Origin of the sequence: Hydrogenibacillus sp. N12 (genome assembly GCF_019645935.1) — a bacterium.
Lineage (GTDB): Bacteria > Bacillota > Bacilli > Thermicanales > DSM-22653 > Hydrogenibacillus > Hydrogenibacillus schlegelii.
In genome coordinates this window covers 691,469-710,824 of the sequence record NZ_CP080953.1, presented here as the reverse complement: position 1 = coordinate 710,824, position 19,356 = coordinate 691,469, and the positions used below count along the sequence as shown (strand labels likewise).

16 protein-coding genes are annotated in these 19,356 nt (G+C 64.6%); 1 reads left to right on the top strand and 15 read right to left on the bottom strand.

The window, feature by feature from the left end:
* Positions 1-49: 49 nt before the first annotated feature.
* The 5 genes from chrA to K2M58_RS03320 all read right to left on the bottom strand — a co-directional run bounded on the left by chrA (position 50) and on the right by K2M58_RS03320 (position 3,711).
* Entirely contained in the window at positions 50-1,429 is a 1,380-nt protein-coding gene (gene chrA, locus K2M58_RS03340) for a chromate efflux transporter (protein WP_220678280.1), read from the bottom strand.
* Positions 1,430-1,588: 159 nt separating this feature from the next.
* Positions 1,589-1,999: a SaoD/DsrE family protein gene (locus K2M58_RS03335; protein WP_220678279.1), complete on the bottom strand. Its 411-nt coding sequence runs from the start codon at positions 1,997-1,999 to the stop codon at positions 1,589-1,591.
* Between the two features lie 39 nt (positions 2,000-2,038).
* On the bottom strand, positions 2,039-2,407 hold the full coding sequence (locus tag K2M58_RS03330; protein ID WP_220678278.1) for an S-layer homology domain-containing protein: 369 nt from the start codon (positions 2,405-2,407) through the stop codon (positions 2,039-2,041).
* Positions 2,408-2,665: 258 nt separating this feature from the next.
* On the bottom strand, positions 2,666-3,055 hold the full coding sequence (locus K2M58_RS03325; protein ID WP_220678277.1) for a hypothetical protein: 390 nt from the start codon (positions 3,053-3,055) through the stop codon (positions 2,666-2,668).
* Positions 3,055-3,711, bottom strand: coding sequence for a YncE family protein (locus K2M58_RS03320; RefSeq protein ID WP_220678276.1), 657 nt, complete (start codon positions 3,709-3,711; stop codon positions 3,055-3,057). Before K2M58_RS03320 ends, K2M58_RS03325 begins: the two co-directional genes overlap by 1 nt.
* A 341-nt stretch (positions 3,712-4,052) precedes the next feature.
* Between K2M58_RS03320 and K2M58_RS03315 the strand changes: the two genes are divergently transcribed.
* A complete protein-coding gene (locus tag K2M58_RS03315) occupies positions 4,053-5,555 on the top strand; it encodes an NOL1/NOP2/sun family putative RNA methylase (protein WP_220678275.1) in 1,503 nt (500 codons plus the stop codon).
* A gap of 149 nt (positions 5,556-5,704) precedes the next feature.
* Here K2M58_RS03315 and K2M58_RS03310 read toward each other — a convergent pair whose 3' ends face one another.
* The 10 genes from K2M58_RS03310 to K2M58_RS03265 all read right to left on the bottom strand — a co-directional run bounded on the left by K2M58_RS03310 (position 5,705) and on the right by K2M58_RS03265 (position 19,312).
* Positions 5,705-6,289, bottom strand: coding sequence for a cysteine hydrolase family protein (locus K2M58_RS03310; RefSeq protein ID WP_220678274.1), 585 nt, complete (start codon positions 6,287-6,289; stop codon positions 5,705-5,707).
* A gap of 87 nt (positions 6,290-6,376) precedes the next feature.
* Complete coding sequence (locus K2M58_RS03305; RefSeq protein ID WP_252393583.1) at positions 6,377-7,132, bottom strand: LutC/YkgG family protein; 756 nt, start codon at positions 7,130-7,132, stop codon at positions 6,377-6,379.
* A complete protein-coding gene (locus K2M58_RS03300) occupies positions 7,132-8,658 on the bottom strand; it encodes a LutB/LldF family L-lactate oxidation iron-sulfur protein (protein ID WP_220678272.1) in 1,527 nt (508 codons plus the stop codon). The genes K2M58_RS03305 and K2M58_RS03300 overlap by 1 nt, the downstream gene beginning before the upstream one ends.
* Entirely contained in the window at positions 8,636-9,625 is a 990-nt protein-coding gene (locus K2M58_RS03295) for a (Fe-S)-binding protein (RefSeq protein ID WP_220678271.1), read from the bottom strand. Before K2M58_RS03295 ends, K2M58_RS03300 begins: the two co-directional genes overlap by 23 nt.
* 319 nt (positions 9,626-9,944) lie before the next feature.
* Entirely contained in the window at positions 9,945-10,859 is a 915-nt protein-coding gene (locus K2M58_RS03290) for a DMT family transporter (RefSeq protein ID WP_220678270.1), read from the bottom strand.
* Between the two features lie 56 nt (positions 10,860-10,915).
* Positions 10,916-12,313, bottom strand: a complete 1,398-nt coding sequence (locus K2M58_RS03285; protein WP_220678269.1) for a short-chain fatty acid transporter — start codon at positions 12,311-12,313, stop codon at positions 10,916-10,918.
* A 497-nt stretch (positions 12,314-12,810) separates the two neighbouring features.
* On the bottom strand, positions 12,811-13,425 hold the full coding sequence (locus K2M58_RS03280) for a UPF0236 family transposase-like protein (RefSeq protein ID WP_220678268.1): 615 nt from the start codon (positions 13,423-13,425) through the stop codon (positions 12,811-12,813).
* 366 nt (positions 13,426-13,791) lie between these two features.
* Positions 13,792-17,361, bottom strand: a complete 3,570-nt coding sequence (locus K2M58_RS03275) for a 5'-nucleotidase C-terminal domain-containing protein (protein WP_220678267.1) — start codon at positions 17,359-17,361, stop codon at positions 13,792-13,794.
* A 77-nt stretch (positions 17,362-17,438) separates the two neighbouring features.
* Positions 17,439-18,917 carry a transposase gene (locus tag K2M58_RS03270; protein WP_220678266.1) on the bottom strand — a complete coding sequence of 493 codons (1,479 nt, stop codon included), beginning with the start codon at positions 18,915-18,917 and terminating at the stop codon, positions 17,439-17,441.
* Positions 18,899-19,312 (bottom strand): hypothetical protein, encoded by a 414-nt coding sequence (locus K2M58_RS03265; protein WP_220678265.1) that lies wholly within the window; start codon positions 19,310-19,312, stop codon positions 18,899-18,901. The genes K2M58_RS03270 and K2M58_RS03265 overlap by 19 nt, the downstream gene beginning before the upstream one ends.
* Positions 19,313-19,356: the final 44 nt, after the last annotated feature.

The window sequence follows — 19,356 nt, the reverse complement described above, 5'->3', positions numbered from 1 at the left end:
AGGTGATGCCGCGATTTTTGGCCCATTGGCTGAGTTTCATGGGTATATTTTATCCGAGAAAGTGACGAAGATCAATCGTATTTTCAGCTGCTGGCAGCCCTCCTGCCCAGAGCAACCCCCACCCTGCGCCGGCGGCGACGACGGCCGCCGGCGGTAGGCGATAGACATGAAGAAGAAGAAAAAGGACGACGACCCCCGCCGCGTCGGCCGGCGAGCGGACCGCCTCCGTCCACAGCGGGTCGTAGAGGGCCGCAAGCATTAGCCCGACGACGGCCGCGTTGACGCCGGCAAGCACCGTCCGGGCCGGGCGAAAGCGCCGGACGGCCGTCCAAAACGGAAGCGCCGCGAGCACGAGAAGAAGGCCGGGGAGAAACAGGGCCAGAAGCGCGACGGCCGCCCCGCCGGCGCCGGCGATCCGCCCGCCGAGGAAGGCGGCAAAGGTAAAAAGCGGACCGGGAAGCGCCTGCGCCAGGCCGTAGCCGGCCATGAAGTCTTCCGGGCTGACCCAACCGGTCGGCACGACCTCCCGCTCGAGGAGCGGAAGCACGACGTGCCCGCCGCCGAAGACGAGCGCGCCGGCGCGATAAAACGGCCCGAACAGCCGCAGCGCCTCCGCCGATCCGAAGGGCGGCCAAAGCGCCGGAACCCCCCACAGGAAAAGGAACAGAGCGAGCGCCGCGACCCCCGTCCGCCAGCCGACCGGCGACGTCCAGGATGAGGAGGTGGAAGCTTCCTGGTCGCTCCGTTCTTCCGCTCCGGCAGAATCGGAAGCGCCCGCCCTCTGACGAGATAACAGGAGAAGTGCCATCAGGCCGGCGGCCACAACGACCGCCACCTGCGTCCAGGGTGTGGGGACGATCAGGACGGCCGCCGCCGCTCCGGCCGCAAAGGTCGCTCGCGGGCGGTCCGGCGCCAGCGTGCGCGCCATCCCGAAGACCGCTTGCGCCACCACGGTCACGGCGACGAGCCCAAGCCCGTGCAACCACCCCGGCGCTTCGCCGCCAAGCGGGAACGGCGAATTCACCCTCACCGCCAGATACCGTGCAAAACCGTACATGATAAGTGCCGACGGCAACGTAAACGCGAGCCAGGCGACGATCCCGCCGATCAGCCCTCCCCGGAGCACCCCGACGGCAAAGCCCACCTGACTGCTCGCCGGCCCGGGCAAAAACTGGGCGATCGCCACGAGCTCCGCATAGGTGGTTTCGTCGAGCCAGCGCCGCTTTTCTACGTACGCCCGGCGAAAATACCCGAGATGGGCCGTCGGGCCGCCGAACGACCAGAGACCGAGCCCGAGCGCCGCGGCCCCGATCTCCCCCCACGTCCGCCACCGGCCCTTCGGCCGTCCTTCCTTTTTCCGCCGGATCGCCTTTGCCGTTTCGATCGCCTTCTCCCCCCACGCCGTCTTCGACTCTTGAAATTTTATCATAAATTCCTTCGTCCGGGGGAACGGCCCCTTCCCGGCCATGCGTCCCAAAACCCGAAGAAACGCCCTTCCGGGCCCGAGCTCGAAGGGCGTTTCTTTGGATCGAACGAGAAAACCGACGCTCGCTGGTCCCCCGTCTCTTCCGGATCTCCAGGCGGGCGCTCAAATGGTGATCACATAATCCGGCCGCCGTTCGGCAAGGGCCGCGTAAAGATCGGGAAAACAGCCGACCCGAACGCCCCGAACCGTGTCCTTTGGCCGGATCTCTCCGGGCGTCGTCCGGCCGCTTCCGTCCGGCGCACACCAGCGGAGCTCCCCTTCCGCCAGGCCCCGCTCCAGGGCGCAGGCATCGCACATCATCAGCAAAATGCCGAGCCGCTCGGCGACGGCGGCGATCCGCTCCCCCAGCGGATGGCCGGCCCGAAGCGGATAGACGTTGTCGTCGAAAAAGAACATGGCAACGACATCAACGCCATGCGTTCCCGCTTCCAGCTGTGGCAGGATCATCTGCCCGAGGCGGTAGCTGGCCGCCCGAGGCGTCGAGATGATGTACGCAACTTTCGACCGTTCCATCGGATTCCCCCCAAACCTTTATAGGTTGCGATGTTCGAATCAGCGATGCGGATGATCGTGGCCTTCCGTACCGGCGAGCGCCGTCCGAACGGCCTCCAGCCAGGCGGCATCGACGGGAGCCTGCGGATGGAAGCGGCCTGCCGCATCGACGAGCGCCGGCACCCGGACGACGAACGTCCGGACGGCCGCTCGAGCCCTAGGCGCCACTGCCGCCCCGTCGACCGGAAGATTCCCCTTCCCGGCGCCTTCGTCCGGGAGGGCCAACGCCCGCATCAGCCCCACCGCCGCCTCCTGGCGGGTCACAGGCCGATCGGGTGCAAAGCCCCGGCCGTCGCCCCGCATCCAGCCGCGTGCCAGCACCGCCTCGACGACCGGTGCCGCCGGATGGTCCGCCGGCACGTCGGCCATGGGGCCGATCCCGTTTTTTCCGGACGTCGGCGCCCAGTCGGGTTTGACCAGGCGGAGCAAAGGGGCGGCAAAGGCGCTCCTGCTGTACGGCGCCGCTTCCCATCGGAAGGTCTCCGGGCGGGAACCGGCGGCCGGCAAAAAGGCCAGACGCGTCGGAGCCCCGCCGGTGACCACGGTCCGGAGCAGCGCTCCTCGTTCGAGATCGACGAGGACGACCCGCCCTTCATGGGGCAGGCTCGCCCAGGCCGCCGTCTCATCTCAGGGTCGAATGTCCGGCATCGCCGCCCGTCCGGCATCTTCATCCAGATCTTCGGGGAACGCCGAGGCGATCTTGACCGACCGGAGTGGCCGTCCGCTTCGACCGTCGAGCACCCAGAGGACGCCGTCTTCCGCCGGCAAAAGAAGCTTAGAGGAGCCACCTTTCGTCGCGGCCACCCGGATCGCTCCGGAGGCGTCGACCGGTTTCAGGCGGTAAGCGTCCGTTCGAAGATCGAGACGATAGACGACCGGAAGCGGCCTCTCGGTATAGCCCCAGAGGAAGCGATCTGCTCCGGCGGCAAAGGCGGCGACCCGAACCGGCGCCCCGTCGGGAAGCGGGATGCGGTCGACGCGCTTCCCTTTTTCCGGGCCGCGGGTTCCGACGACCATTACATCGTTTTTGCAGCCCCAAAACGTCCGGCCGGTGTCCGGATCGTAGGCCGCGCCGCGGAGCGCCGGACAGCCGGAGAGGCGGGCGAACTCGGCGCCGGTCGCCTTGTCGATCGCCCGAACAAACCCCTGCCGCAAAAGCCCGCGTACAACGCATCGTCCGTCTCGACGAAATGGATGTGATCCGGAGCGGCCAGCCGAATCGTCCGGACCTGAACCCCGCCCGGCCGGCCCCAGTCGCCGTCGTAGACGGTCAAGACGCCCGTCTTTTCCATCACGATCGCCGGGCGGCCAAAGGCCTGCGCCAGGTCACCCGCCTCGACGCCGCCGGGCGCCTCCCCCTGGAAGCTCGCGAGCACGACCAGCCGACGGGCCGCCTTGGCCTCAGCGTCGAACCCCGTGCGGATGACCGTCACCCAGTCCTCTTCGGTCGAGCGGCCGCGAAAGACGAAAAGGAGCTCGCGATCCGGCGAAAGGCCCATGCCGAGCGGATGCGGCGGCACCGGAAGCCGCGCCACCCGGCGGCCGTCCGGAAAATCGATGACGTCGACGGCGCTCCCGTCACCGTCTGGGATGAAGAGGCGCCCGTCCGCCGGCCAGACGTCCGGCTTTCGCTCGACCGGTTGGTGGGCAAGCGCCGGCGAAACCAGACCCAAAATAATAAACAGAACGATTACGATTATGAAGCGGCGCCAATGGCGAACGGATCGAAGGCCACAGGTCGATGTCCTCCTTTCTTGTGGATGTCTCCCTTCCTTAATAAAAAAAATAAAGAAATGCAGCGTCAGAGGAGCGTCGGAGGGAGGAATGCAGCGCCGATACGCTTCGTTTGATCCGCCCGGTGGCCGAACGAAGGGCATCTCCGGGCCAAAAGAGGGCTTGCCCCATCGCGCCCGATGATCCTGATTATAGGAATCATTACGATTTTGTCAAGATCCACCGGCGCCGTATGCTATAATGCGGCCGACATGGCCTCAGGAAAGGAGCCGACGTCGGCGTGAACCTCCCCGACCGCGAATCGCTGTATGGCCTGGAACGCTACCGGCCAATTATCGACGACTGGGATGCTTTTCGCGCCGCGCTGTTTCGGCCGCAGCCGGCCACGATTCGGACCAACCGCCTGAAGACGACGCCCGAAGCGCTTCGGCAGGCCTTGGAGGCGCTTGGCTTTGTCCTCGTTTCGGAGCCGTTTGACCCTCACCTTTTCCGTGTGGAACGCGCGCCCATCCCGCCGGGGAAAACCGTGCTTCACTGGCTCGGACACTTTTACGTCCAGGAAGCGGCGGCCGCGCTGCCGGTGCTTGCCCTCGCGCCGGAACCGGAAGAGCGGGTGCTCGACCTCGCCGCCGCGCCCGGTGGAAAGACGACGCAGATCGCCGAACGGATGGGCGATCGGGGGTTCGTCGTCGGCAACGATCCGGACGGAGCGCGTCTGCAGAGCCTCCTCGCCAACGTGTATCGCCTCGGGACGACCGCCGTCGCCGTCACGCGCCAAGACGGCCGCCGGTTGTCGGGCGGCCGGCCGTTCGACCGGGTGCTCGTCGACGCCCCCTGTACCGCCGAAGGAAACGTCCGGCGCCGCGCCGGCGCCCGGCGCACCCGAAGCCCGGGGGAACACCGGCGCCTCGCCGCCCTGCAGACGGCGCTTCTTGAGCGGGGCCTCGCCCTCGCCCGGGACGGCGGCGTCGTCGTCTACTCCACCTGCACCTTCGCGCCGGAAGAAAACGAAGCCGTCGTCGACGCCGTCGTCCGCAAGGCCGGGGGCGCCGTCCGGATCGAACCGCTGCCCGAAGGCCTCCCCGGCGTTCCGGGCCTCGAGGCGTGGGAGGGGGCGCGCTATTTGCCCGAGATGGTCCTCACGCGGCGGATCTATCCGCACCATCTCGACTCCGGCGGCATGTACATCGCCCGGCTGCGGCGGCTCGCCCCGCCCCCCTGGGCCGACCGCCTGCCGCCAAGCCCCGGCGCCCGGGGCGCCGGCCTCGAGCGGCCGGACCCTGCGCTCGTCCGGGCACTCCTCGACGGTTTTCGCGACCGTTTCGGCCTTCCCCCGACGGCCCTCGAAGGGCTTTCGTTTTTTGTCCGCGGCGGCGACGTCTGGGCGACGCGCCTGGCCGACGTCCCCGACGGGCCGGAGCTCGTCGCCGCCGGCATTCGGCTCTTTCGCCTTCAGCCGGGAGAAGGGAAATTGCCGTCCACCGGGCCCCTCCGGAACGCCAAGCCGACCAGCTTCGCCCTCCTGCACTTCGCCCAGGAAGCGCGCGCCAACGTCGCCGACGTCGATGCGGAAGCGCTGCTCGCCCTCCTCGAAGGCCGGCGCATCGCGCCGCCGGCCGCCGCCGCCCTCGAGCGGGGCTTTGTCGCGCTTCGCTTCCGGGGGACCGTGATCGGCCTCGGACACCTCGACGCCGACGGGCTCCGTTCCGGTCTGCCGCGGGGACGGGCGGAAGATCTCCGGGCCGCCCTCCTGGAAGAGCGGGCGCTCCACGAGGCTCCGTAGACGCCGCTCGAAAGCCCGGGCCAAACGCTTGCGCACTCCAGCCGAACGAAAGAACCGGCGATTCACAGCCGGCCCCAACATCACCGGCCCCGGGATGCCCCGGGGCCGGTGATGTTTTGTTTTTTGTATTGACGCGGAATCCCGCGCCCTCACCGCGGCGAACCCGCCGCCAGCGCCCGGATCGCCGCGTCGACCGTCACGAGCGCCGCCTTGTGAATGCCGGCCATGTGCCGGAGCGCGAAGCGATGGGCCTCGGCATCGAGATCGGCGACGGCGTCCTCCAGGACGTGCACGCGAAAACCGCGGAAGTAAGCCCCCTGCGCCGTCGCCATGACGCAGATCGACGTGTTGATGCCGGCCAGATACACGTCCGTCGTCCCACGCGCATTGAGCACCCGTTCGAGGTCGGTGCCGAAGAAAGCGTCGTACTTCGTTTTTTCCAGATGCACGAGGTGCGGATGCCCGCGGAATTCCTCCTTCAGCGCCTCACCGGTCCGGCCGTACACCTCGGCGCCCCACGTCCCTTTGACCGCATGCCGCGGCCAGAGGCGAAATTCCGGATCGTCCTCGGCGTGAGCGTCGGAAACGACAATGACCGGCCGCTCCGCTGCGAGAAAGGCCCGCACCGCCCGAAGGATCGCCGCATCGATCGCCTGCGCCGGAGCGCCCGCCGTCAGCGCTCCCTCCGGATGGGCAAAATCGTTCAGGTAGTCGACGACGACCAGAGCCTCCATCGCCAGCTCCCCCCCTTCGCCGTTTGCCTGAAGCATACGACGGGGAGCGACTTATGTCAAGACATTTGTTAAACAAGCCTTTTTCGGTCAGACGAGCTGCGCCCACACCGTCCCCGGGCCGTGAACGCCGAGCGTAAGCTGCATCTCGATGTCGGCGCTCCGGCTGGGGCCGGTGACGATCTGAATCGCTGACGGAAAACCGTCCTTCCGACCCCGCTCCGCCAGAGCGTGAAGTGCCTCCCCCAGCGTCGGGTACACCGTTGCCCGCGAGACGACGATCCAGAGGACGGGCGGAAGCAGGCTTGCCGTCCGACCCGCCGTCGCCGAAGTGAGAAACACGACGCTTCCCGTCTCAGCGATCGCCGCATCCGCCGCCACCACGCCGAGCGTCGCCCGGGCGGCGAAGGTCCGGTCGGCGCCCCGTTCCGGCCGCACGTCGACCCCGAGGCGCCGGAGCGTTAAGGCGGCCGAAAGCAGCGCTTCGCGCGCCGCCGGCGCCGCCTCTAAGAGGTCCCCGCTTCCGGAAGGCTCGGCCGTCGAAAGGGCGGCCGGACCGTCGTCCGGCCCTTCCCGCCCGTCGATCGGCCGGCTTAAGCCGCCGACCAGCGCTTCCCGCACGGCGTGGCGCGCGACAAGAGCCGGCAGGGCGGCCTCCGCCGGTTCGCCGACGACCGCCCCGCCGGCCTTTTCCCAGTTCTCGAGAAAAAGCGATGCCGGCGCTTCCGGCGGCCGCATCCCGAGCCGGCCCGGCCCCTCAAGACGAACGGGCTCCGGCCGACTTCTCCGCCGGGGTTTGCCCAGCCGGGCGGCGATGCGGTTCAAAAACGCTTCCCGATCGCCCATCACCGTCCGCCTCCTTCCGCTCCTCCGTTCGCCGGCGGCCTTCGCGCCGGCGGCCGCCCGGCCGGCGTTCCCTTCTGCCGATCCCGCCTTGGCGCCGGTGGAATTCGGCCTCGCCGCTTTCGTTCGGCGACCCACCGGTCGAGGAACGGCCGTCGGGCCGGAAGCTGAAAATACCGCATCTTTGTCCAGCCGGCCAAGGGGCCGATCGCCCGGCGAATCCAGCCTTCCCGATCCGCCAGCGGCCGAAGCCAAAACCGCGCCAGGCGGATCGCCCGGCGATAGAAGGCCGGGCGCGTCACGAGCGCGCCGTAAAGTCGAAACAAAAGCCGTTCCGCCGCCGGCCGCTTCCCCGCGGCCGCCTGATCCGTCCGGTGCTCGATCAAAAGCTCGTGCAGCGGAATGCGCACCGGGCAGGCGTCGGTGCAGGCACCGCAGAGGCTCGAGGCGTGCGGAAGCTCCGCCCACGCGTCTCCGCCGAGCAGGGGAGAGATCACCTTCCCGATCGGCCCGCTGTAGACGCTCCCGTAGGCGTGGCCGCCGATCTGCCGGTAGACGGGACAGACGTTGAGACAGGCGCCGCAGCGGATACAGTGAAGGGCCGCCTGGTACGGCGTCCCGAGGAGGTCCAGCCGACCGTTGTCGACGACGACGAGGTAGAACTCCTCCGGCCCGTCCGACTCCCCCGACCGGCGGGGCCCGGTGAGGGCCGTGACGTAGCTCGTGATCTTCTGCCCCGTCGCCGACCGGGGAAGGAGCGCAAGGAGCACCGCCAGCTCCTCCCACGTCGGCACGACCCGCTCCGCCCCCATCACGGCGATGTGGATCCGGGGGAGCGCCGTCGTCATGCGGGCATTGCCTTCGTTCGTCACGAGGACCAGCGTCCCCGACTCTGCCACAGCAAAATTCACGCCGGTGATGCCGAGCTCCGCCGTCAAAAACGCCTCCCGGAGCCTTTCGCGGGCAAACCGGACGAGCGCCTCCGGGTCGTCCGAAAGCTCCGTTCCCGCCGCCCGGGAAAACAGCGCCGCAATCTCCCGGCGGTTTTTGTGGATCGCCGGCGCGATGATGTGGGACGGCGCCTCCCCGGCGAGCTGGATGATGTACTCGCCGAGGTCCGTCTCCAGCACCTCCACTCCGGCCGCCTCGAGGGCCCGGTTGAGGGCGATCTCTTCCGAGACCATCGATTTCGATTTGACCGCCCGCCGGACGCCCCGCGAACGGGCGACGTCGACGATGTAGCGCACCGCTTCGTCGGCCGTCTCGGCAAAAAAGACGTGCCCGCCGGCCGCTTCGACCCGGTCCGCAAGCTCGGCCAGATACAGGTCGAGGTTTTCGATCGTCCGCCGGCGGATCGCCTCACCGAGGGCCCGCCACGCCTCCCAGTCGCCGAGCTCAACCTCGGCCGCCCGCTTGCCGCTTCGAAACCGCTCCTGCGCCGCCCGCACCGCCGCCCGCATGGAATCATCGCAGAGGGCCTGCGCCACCCGCCGCTCGAGCGACGGCTCATCGCTCGTTCGCATCGGCATCCCCCTCCGGCCCATCCGCCGCCCTTCCGACCCACTTCGCCGGAGGCGACGTCCTTCGCGCACCGTCCGCAGCGTCCGCAGGCGACATCTCCGCTTGCGCGCCCTCTGCCGGAGACGTCGCCCTTGGCGCCCCGTCCGTCGGCGACATCGCCCTTCCTTCGTCTTCCGACGAACCTGTCCCCTGCCCTTGGTCCGCCGCCAAACTCTCCCTTCCCTCGCCGGCTCCGGGCGCACCCTCGGGCCCGCTTCCTGCCCTGTCGAGCACCTGCGTCAGATGGAAGACGCGCACCGATTTGTTCAACCGGCGCAGCCGGCCGGCCAGGTGCCAGAGGCAGCCCATGTCGCCGCCGATGAGGACGTCCGCCCCCGCCTCCTCGACGCGATCGATCTTCTCGTCGGCCATCGCCGCCGAAAGCTCCGGCATCTTCACGGCAAACGTGCCGCCGAAGCCGCAGCAATCGTCCGCCCCCGAAAACGGAACGAGCTCGAGGCCTTCCACCCGCTCCAACAAGAGGCGCGGCTCGTCACGAACGCCGAGACCTCGCGTCATGTGGCAGGACAGGTGCACCGCCGCCCGGGCAGGAAACGATGCCGCCCCGGCGTCGGCCCCGACGACGTGCACGAGGTACTCGGAAAACTCGTACGTCTTGGCCGCCAGCGCCTCCGCCTTTTCCCGCCATTCGGGCTCATCGGCCAAGAGCCGCAGATACTCCCGGCGGATCATCGCCGCGCATGACCCGGACGGCACCACCACCGCTTCGCTGTCCGCAAAGGCGCGGAGGAAAACCTTCGCCGCCGCCTTCGTTTCCTTGCGGTAGCCGCTGTTGTACGCCGGCTGGCCGCAGCACGTCTGCTCCGGCGGAACGTCGACCGACACCCCGTTCCGCTCGAGCACGCGGACGGCGCTTTCGGCCACCTCCGGAAAAAACGCATCCACCAGACACGTGACGAAAAGCGATGCGCGCAACGCCGTCCCTTCTTTCCCTTCCGTTTGATTTTTATTATCCGTCTTTTCCGCGTCGCGCACAATCTCCGGAAGGCGGCTCGACCGCGGCGTCCTCCGCCGGCACGACGAAAAGGACGAGTTCCGGCGCCCCATCGTCGAACCGAAGGCCGCGGCTCTCCTTCAGCCAGCCCATGGACCGGCGGAGCGCGGACGCTTCCGCCCGCTCCGCCGGCGGCGTTCAGAGAAGCGTCCCTTCTTGAACGGTCATCGCCGTCCCTCCAGTCTTCCTCATCAAAGACTTTTCTTCGATCAGCGCTCGGCGACTTACCCATCGGTCACTTTACGAGGAGCCGTATCGAGAAACCGCCGGAGATGCGTGAGCCAGTCCGACGCCAATAAGGATGAGCGCGCTGCCGATCAAAAACGGCGCCGTCAGCCGTTCTCCGAGGAAAAGTGCGCCGAAAAAAAGACCGAGAACCGGGACGGAAAGCACCGATAAGGTGGCGGTCGCCATATCCAGGCGTTCGAGGAGCCAATACCAAATGGAAAACGCCAGTGCCGATGCAAAAACACCTGTAAAAACCACCGCGCCGACCGCCACGACCGTCCAGCGGGTTCTCGGACCGCCTTCCACTCCCCAGACAAGCGGCCAGAGGAAAGCCGTGCCGACCCACGTCTGCACGGCATTGACCCAATGCCGCGGCAACGCCGTCAGGCGCTTACGATAGAGGATGTTCGCTCCCGCCCAGCACCACGACGCCAGCAGCACTTCACCGTCAGCGATCAGCACCGATCGCACAGCGTCGGCGCTCCCCGGCGCGAGGAAGTCCCGCCCGACGATCAGCCCGATTCCCGTCATGCCGAAGCACAGGGCCCATTTTTTGACGGGCGGCAGCGGATCACCCAACGCCCAACGGGACAAAAGGGCACTCCAGAGCGACATGGTGTACAACAAGACGGAAGTTTTGCCGGCCGCAAGATTGAGCATCGCGGCGTTGACCAGCCCGTAGACGGCTGTCGTCTGCACGAGCCCCAATATGACCAGCGCCGGCCCAACCTGCCGGGCAACGGCACGAAGGAGCAGGGGACGGGCGGCCTGCGATCTGCGCCGAATCCACGCGGGGGCGACCAGCGCTGCCAGCGCCACCGACGCCGCCGTAAACCGTAACGCCGCAAACGTAAACGGACCCATGTCCTGAAGCGCCACCTTCATCGCCACCCAGGCCAGGCCCCAGATCACGCTCAGCGCGGCCACCGCCAGCAGAACGATCGCCGCTCACCTCGATCCCCGGTAAAATGAAATCGGTCCGTTCATCCGATGACAAACGTTCGATTCAAAAGCCAGATCAAAATCAACACCGTCGGAACATGGAACAAAAACTGGAGCATGGAATACCCGATCAGATCTCGCGCCCGCACGCCCATAATGCCCATCAGCGGCAACATCCAGAACGGATTGATCAAATTGGGCAATGCTTCCGTCACGTTATAAATCTTCACGACCCACGCCAGCTGCAGATGCAGCTCCTTGGCCGTTTCGAGAAAATACGGTGCCTCCACCACCCATTTTCCGCCGCCGGAAGGGAGAAAAAAGCCGAGAATGGCGGTGTAAATCCCCATCCAGATCGGAAAGCTTCCCTGATCGGAAATCGCCAAGAAAAACCGGACAAGAAGTTCCGACACGCCGGCGCCGATCAAGACACCAAAAATCCCTGCGTAAAAGGGAAACTGGAGCAATACGCCGGTCGTCGCCGGGACTGCCCTGGCCACGGCCTGGATAAAATTTCGAGGTGTCCAATGCATTAAAAGACCAAGCATGAGAAAAGTAAAATTATAATTATTCAGATCTAATGCGGCGAGCGGTCCTTTTTGATCAATTTGCTCGATAATATAAACGAGGCCGGCGATGAAGATCAATAGATTCAGAATCGGACTGGTTTCCAGCTTTTCGCCCGGCGTTCGGGCGCGGAACCGCTGCGGTTCGTCGATCGCTGGTGGGCCTAGATCGATGCCCAGCTCACGGGCCGTTTTGGCATTGTCCTCCGACGGTGCGGACAAATAGGCGATCGCAACCGACAGCGCCACGAGCACGAGGATCATGACGCCGTTTTGCCAGGTAAAAATCGTCTCTGACAGCGGGATGACGCCGCTGATTTTCAGCAAGGCTTCCGGAATCGCATTTGAACTCGCCATCATGAGTGCCGCAGAAGACGAAAGACCGAGCGCCCACACGCTGCCGAGGCCGAGATACCCTGCCGCTCCGAGCGCCCGATAATCGACGCGCTTCATCCGTCGGCTGATTTCCCGGATCAAGATGCCGCTGAAGATCAAGCTGAATCCCCAACTGATCAACGAAGTCAGCAAAGCAAAAAAAGCGACAAACGCCACCGCGCCTTTGGCCGTCCTCGGAAGTCGCGAAAGGTGCATGATCAGCCGATAAACGGGTGGGCTCGAAGCGACGACGAAACCCGAAATGATGATGAACGCCATCTGCATGGTAAACGGAACCAGATCCCAAAAATGACCGCCAAAACTGACGGCGACGTCCCGCAGCGAATGCCCCAGCAAAAGCGCGACCGCCATGACGACAAGCGTCGCCAGCATCGCAAAAACAAAGGCATCCGGAAACCAGCGCTCGGACCAGTCGGCAAGCCGAAGTCCGATTCGCTCCAGCGTTCCAAGGCGTCGGGAATCGTGGTTTGTCGACATATTTCCGCCTCCATATCCATTGAAAAATTAATCCATTAAAAACTTACCATAACTCATACTAAACGTCAATGAAACATTATTTCCGTGCATGTCAACGTTCGGTAGGCAAAGACCTCACCGGCACCGGTTCTCTTCACCCCAACCGTTGCTCCGCTCGGGCCAACTCCCGAAGCCCATGTTTGACCCCTGGCCGGTCTCTGCAGGGCTTACCAATACCGGTCAATGAGTCCGCAACCCTTCCCGGCCGCCCGAGCCCGCTGCCGGTCCCACCGTCGCGTCACTCGGCGCTCCAATTCCTTGGAGACCGTCCTCTCCCGGCGGCTCGCCCATCGGTCCCATTCCCCGCTGGCTTTTCCGGCCACCAGACGCGCCAGACGATCCGCCCCTCGCGCACTCCACCGCGCCCCGTGCCGCTTCCTCCGTCGCGCCCCATGGTGAAACCCCTGCCCCTCCATCGCTCCCAACCGCCATGCCTCCGGCCGCTTCACCATCCCTCTTTACAACCAGCCCGCCCCGTCGCTCCCCGGCCAACGCCGCCGCACCGCACTCCAGTCCCAGGTCTGTCCGAACATCGCCACTGTCTGCTCCCAGAAATCTTCCGGCGCCCTCACACCCGCCACCACTTTCCGCCCCTCGAGCCGACCCGTCTCGGTCCGCCCTTCATACGCCACGGCCCGTTTGATCTCGACGTGCCGCAGATCCCCTTCCTGTTCTCTCCTCGCCGGGACCCACAACCCATCGGCTTTAACCGCCAACTCCCGCCCTTGACGTTCCCCAGGCGACATTTCTCCCCTCGCGAACGCCAACGCCTGTTTCTCCTTGGCCCTTTGCCGTTCTTGCTCCCCGACCCGCTGCCCCTGTTTCCAGAGGGTCATGGCCCTGACCCCGGGGGCCCAACTCCGAAGAACTTTTGCCGCCCGGGGGGAGAACATCTCCGCGGCCAGGTCCACCATCCGCTCCTTAAGGCGATCCGATACCCGCTGCCGAGGCGCAAGACCCAAGGCTTGATCCAGCCAATCAACCCGCCGATGATTCAAGGAGAGGGACGCAAGGACAAGGATTTTGTTGAGGAATTGAAGGACAACAGGGATCCGGCGTCGAATGAATTCCATCGGAGACCTCACCTCTTGTTCGGCCTCTTTGGCCGTTGATTTTGGCGTTCGGTGAGGTCTCCTTTCTACTTGGGCAGGGTCAAATCCTGCTTGCCTACCCTAAATTTACACGCCCCGGAACGTGAAACGGCGACCGCGCGACGGCCGGCCAAACGAAAAACGGGGGTGGGGCCGGGCGCCGCAAACAACCGCGGCGCGGCCCATCCCCCGACGAAGTCAGAAGTTAACGCAGGACCATCGCAGACGAAACCGAGAGAATTAGGGGGTCCGCCAGGGCGGTCTCCGCCCGGCCTGGATCCGCGCTGAAACCGTCGAGGACGTAGATGCGCACCTCGTAGCCGTCGCCCGCTTCGTTGAAGCGGGCGATCAGCTTGGAATGGAGGCGCGGATGCCGCCGCCGTTGGTGATTGCCGCCTGCGTCTCGGGGACGAACCGTCTCGCAAACGCGACCATCCCGTCGGCGATGAGATCGCCCAGATTGGTCTCCCGGGTCCGCACGTCAACCCGTTCGCCGTTCAGGTTGACCTCGGTCTCGCCGACGATCTGTTCTTTTAGTGCCTTGATCTCCGCATCATAGCCGTCGATGAGCGCCTGGATCTCCGGATCGGCCGCGATCAATTCCTGGTTGTTCTCATCTTTTTGGCTCGTCGGGATCAGCGTTCCCTCGATGCGGGCAAAACGGCCGTCCGCCGTCCGCTCGAGATCGAGCTGACCCAGATATTTGCGGTGTTCGCTGGCCTGAACGATGACCGTCTGCGCCCCGTCGGCCCCGGTAACGATGGAGGGCCGATCAAGCTTGGTGTGGGAATGGCCGCCGACGATGACGTCGATCCCCGGCACCGCCTGAGCGAGTTTGACGTCCTCGTCAAAGCCGATGTGGGTGAGGGCGATGATCAGATCGACGCGTTTGTCTTTCAGGATCCGAACCATGCGCGTTGCCGTCTCGATGGCGTCGGTGAACGTCACGTTCTCTCCCGGGCTGGAAATCGCCTTCGTCTCTTCGGTCACGAGGCCAAAGAGGCCGATCCGCTTTCCTCCGACTTCGAGTACGATCGCCGGATACACGTGCCCGGGCTGAATTTCGGCGCCTTCGGCGACGTCGGTCGAAACGAGGTCGCGAAGTTGAGGCTCCCGGCTGGCCTCGAGATTGGCGGCCAGAACGGGGAAGTTGAGCGCTTTGAGAAATTTGGCCAGCCCCTTCGGCCCTTTGTCGAACTCGTGGTTGCCGAGCGTCATCGCCTGATACCCGATGCGGTTCATAACCTCGGCGTCCGAAAGCCCCTCGAATCGGGTAAAGTAGAGCGTTCCCGTGAATACATCCCCGGCATCGAGCAAAAGGGCGGGGACGCCCGCGGCCTCCGCTTCGGCTCGCGCCTGCTTGATGAGCGTCGCAAGGCGCGCCGCATGTTCGAGGTGACTGTGCGTGTCGTTGGTGTGGAGGATGCGAAGCGACCAGACGCGCGGCGCCTCGCCCGGGTCCTTTTCCCTGGCGGCGACGATGTCCGCGGCGCCGCGGGGTTTGATTTGATACACCGCGTCGTAGACGCTCGCGATGCCGACGACGTCGACCCGATCCCCGTTTTTGAACGGGAAATCTTTGTAAGCGAGGCCCGTGCGGCTGTCGACGCGGATGAGGGCGGCAGCTCCGTCTTCCGTGGTCGCCGTAAATTCAAACGTCCCGTACTTGTTGACTTCCTTCAAACCGCTGATCGTAACGCCCGGCAGGCGGACAAGCTCGCCCTGTACCTCCGGAAGGTCCGCCGGCCTGATCGTCTTCGGATTCGGGAGCGGGGCGCCCGTCTCGAGGGTCCGGACCTCGAGCGGCGAGTCGATCTCCCACTCGCCGTTGTATTCCTTCGTTTTCCCAATGACCTCGACCGCGTGGCCGGGCGCAAGCCCGTAATCGGTCGGGGTGTAGACGTACAGCCCCGACGTCTCGTCCTGCAGATAAAAGCCCTTCGCCCCCCAGGAACCGGGCACCGTCGTCACCGTCCCCCGAACACGGACAACCGCCCCTTCCTGCACCTTCCGGGCCTCGGCGATCGAGATCAGAGGAACGTCCGGCTGATCGGCTGCGTCCCGCTCGACGGTGATGCGCCCTTCCCGGGTCGCTTCGACGCTTCCCCGCTCCTGGGTGAGCTTTCCAGCGTACCACTCGAGGGCGTCCCGCACCAGCCAGACGGCGGTGTACAGCGTCTCGCCCAGCGCAGGAAAGGGATAGCCGGAGCCGCCCGAGCCGATGTAATCAGGAACGAGCACGTCGTAGACGGCGTTCTCATCCAGCGGCTCACCATTCACCGTCGCCCGCACCGCCTTGAAATTGCCGAGGGCGTCGGTGACGATGGTGTAGTTCATGCCGGAGACTTGCAGATCGATCGAATTGCGGCCGTCACGCGTGTATGAGTACTTGAGAATTTCCAGGATGTCTTTTCCCCGCATCCGGATCACGGAGATAAAGTTGCTGAACGGTTCAATTTCGAAGATCTGACGGCGGGTGATCTCGCCCGCCGGGATGTCGCCGCGGATGCCGCCGGCGTTCATGAAGGCGATCGTCGGCGCCAGGTCGACGTGGGCGACCTCCCGGACGTACGCGCGCATGGCGTCGGTCCAGAAGTTGCCGAGCGCCACATCGCCGGTGTTTTTACCGCTTTGCGAAAGCCCCTTCTCGGTCTTCCCGATGACGACGCTGAGCGCGCCTTCGACCGCCTGCGCATAGCGGTCGACGATCGCCTGAATGTCCGGATCGGCCTCCGTGAGCGACCGGGTCGGCAGCAGTTCTCCCATAACGCGGCGCTTGCCTTCCGCGTCGCGGGCGACCGTGTAATGGCCGTTTTCGTCCCGGGCAAGTTCCAGCCACGTGTGACCGACGTTGTCCATGTGGGCGCCCGTCTGCACGATCGGAACGCCGTGAACAAAAACCGGTCTGGTCAGCGTCGTATGGCTGTGGGCACCGACGATGAGGTCAATCTGCGGAAAAGCTTCCGCAAGCACGCGGTCGTCAGGATAGCCGATGTGGGTCGTCAGGATGAAGACGTCGACCTGATCCCGGAGGAAGAGATATTTTTCGATCGTCGACGCGTAGTCGTCAAAGCGGAGGCCCACGACGTTCTTGGGGGCGGTCGCCGGCGGATTTTGTGTAATGGCCAACAGGCCGATCGTGAGCACGTCCGGCGTCCGTTCGAAGGGCGCCCCGGGCTTATACAGCGTTCGGTGCCCCGCGCGATCGATCTGGATAATGACGTACGGATCCGGCTGGGTGATTGGCGTCTTCGTCGGGTCTTCGACGGCGACGTTCGCCGCAAGCCACGGGGACGTCGCTTCGTCTCTCCGCGCCTGGAAGATGTCCGGCCCGTAATCGAAGTCGTGGTTGCCGACGACCATCGCATCGAGATTCATCGCGTTAAAGAGTTCGACCATCGGCTTACCTTTGGCGAGGTCGGTCACCGGATCGCCGCCGAACTGATCCCCGACGTCGATAAACAGGGTGAAGGCGTGCTCATCGCGGGTTTTCTCGACGACTTTGGCCAGCTTGGCAAAGTCGTGGATGTTCCCGTGGATGTCGTTCGTATGAATGATGTGCAGCGCGCTTGTGTCTTTGGCGTCACTGCCGTCGGCAGGCGGCGCCGCCAACGTCGCCTTCGTATACAGGGCGATGTCGTCGATGTTGATGCGGGGGGCGGTGTCCGTCGATCCGTCCGTCTTCACCACCCGAATGCGCACCGGACCGTCGAGGGGCTCGATCTGATAGGCGATCGGGGTGAGGGCCGCCGTCGGGGTGACGATCGGTTCGTCCGCCCCGATCGGCGTCGCGTCGTGCCAGCTGGCCCCTTGATCGGTCGAGTACTGCAGTTTCCAGGCGGCGCCTCGGTCGGTTCCATAAAGGGCGTGATACAGCTCGACGTAGACCGCCTTGGTCGCGGTCACGTCAAACGCCATGGCGAGGATCCCGCTTCTTGTCATCCGGACGGCTTTGTTGCCGTTCTTTTTGTCATTGTCTCTAGAAGGCTGGTGAATTAAGTCCACTGGATCGACCATCTTCGCCTGACGAGGTGTGACGTCATAACGAATAGAACCGTCAAAAATGCGGCCGCTCCCCTTGTGAGCCTTTCGTATGCCGGTTTGAGGCACACGAAACTCCCGGTCTGTGGGCGCTTCCGCACATACCGGCTTAATCGTTTGAGATTCTGCACTACAGCCGTCAGGATGGCTTGCTCTTGCATCGCTTCCAAGCCACGGCTTCGAGCACGGCTTAAGCCGTGCTGCGCTTTGCCTTCGGCAAAAAGACGTTCAATGACAACGCGTCGTTTCCGAATGGCTCGGTAATGCGTTTGACCATTCAGGCGACGAACTTTGTTCCGAACGAGCACCGCCTTGATCTTGCTCCATCTTTGGCGCGCTTTCTCCGGATCCCGAACGGCTCGGCGCCACCCGGGGAGCGCTTCTTTTTGAAGCGATCGCACGGGAATGAGGGGAACGACGTCCATCTTCAAAAGCCGATCGAGCGTTTCCGTATCGGCATATCCACCGTCTCCGGAGACGCTTTGAATGCGAAGAGAGGGGTGCTCACGCCGGATGTGCAGCAGAGCTTCGATGGCGGCCTCTCGTTCCGCAGTGCCCGTGATGATCTTGGCCTGGGTCCGCAAGATGACGGAGGAGCGGGTGTCCACCGTATGATGAATGAGATAACGCAAATGGGCTTCTTGGCCGGAGCTCTTTCGATAAAGGCGGGCATCCGGATCGGTCATGCTCCGGTGGGTCCGGTTGGAAAACCGCTCCCCCCGAAAATCGCCCGGCTTCTTGGGTGGCCTTCCCGACGAAGCCGAAGGGGAGCCGGGGGATGAAAGGTTCGGGCCCGGATCGGGAGGATGGGGGTCAGACGGAGAGGAGTCGTCTTCGTCTCCGCCGTCGGAAAACGAGCGATCTTCTTCCTCCAGCCGGGCCAGATAAGCGTCAAGCGACTCCACGGGGGCCGGCGCGATGGGCTTTAAACTGTGGATGGAAGCATTGGCTCGGACAAGCGTACCGTCCACCGCGACATGCACTTCCGGCTGAACGAGCCCTGCGGCGATGCACTGATCCACCACATGGCGCATGGCTTTCTCAAAAATGCCATGCCTGCGCCAAAGTTTCCGTGTTTTGACCACGGTCGTACGATCCGGAAGCCGCGGACCCCCGGCCTCCGGGTGAAGTACGGACTCAAAATCGAGCCCTAAGAACCACAAATAACCGGCGTGCATGGGGAGCGTTTGAAAGAGTTCCCGCTCAGAGTGATTGAAGAGGTAAGAAAGTAAGATGATCCGCATGACGAGTTCCGGATCGACGGCCGGGCGTCCGGTGCGTTCCGAATAAAGCGGGGCGACCCACTCATGGATCGCAGAGAAGTCCAAGACGCGATCGATTTGGCGAAGGATGTGATTTTGTGGCACGAGGGCTTCCATATCAATATGCTGAAACAATTTGGGTTGATGGGAAGTCAATCGTCGAGGCCGCATGTTTGAATCTCCTTTTTGAGAAGGGATGCTTGCTTGCTTTGATGGAATGAATTCGATCCATGAGTCCAGTTTTCCTTCAAAACGATGGGGTTTTTCACCGGCCTTCTAGAGCCATTGGGACCGATCAGCGCATCATCCAAGGTCCACGTCCCAGATGGGAGAGTGACATCTCCTTTTGCGTATCCAATTTTTGTTCCGTTTTCGAAGTCTTCCTTAAAGAGAAGCTTCCATTCCGCGCCCGGCGACGCCGTCTCCCCGGCGGGAGCGGCCGCATGGGCCGAAGCGTCCAACCGGGGAATGAGTCCCGTCGCGAGAACCAGCCCGGCGAGAAGAAGCAGGGCCAGCGAGCGAAGCCGAAAGGGCAAAACGCTCCGCGCTGAAGCGCGTCCTTTCACGGTTTCTCCCCCCGTCGATCTAAAACCGCCTGTCGGCATCGGAC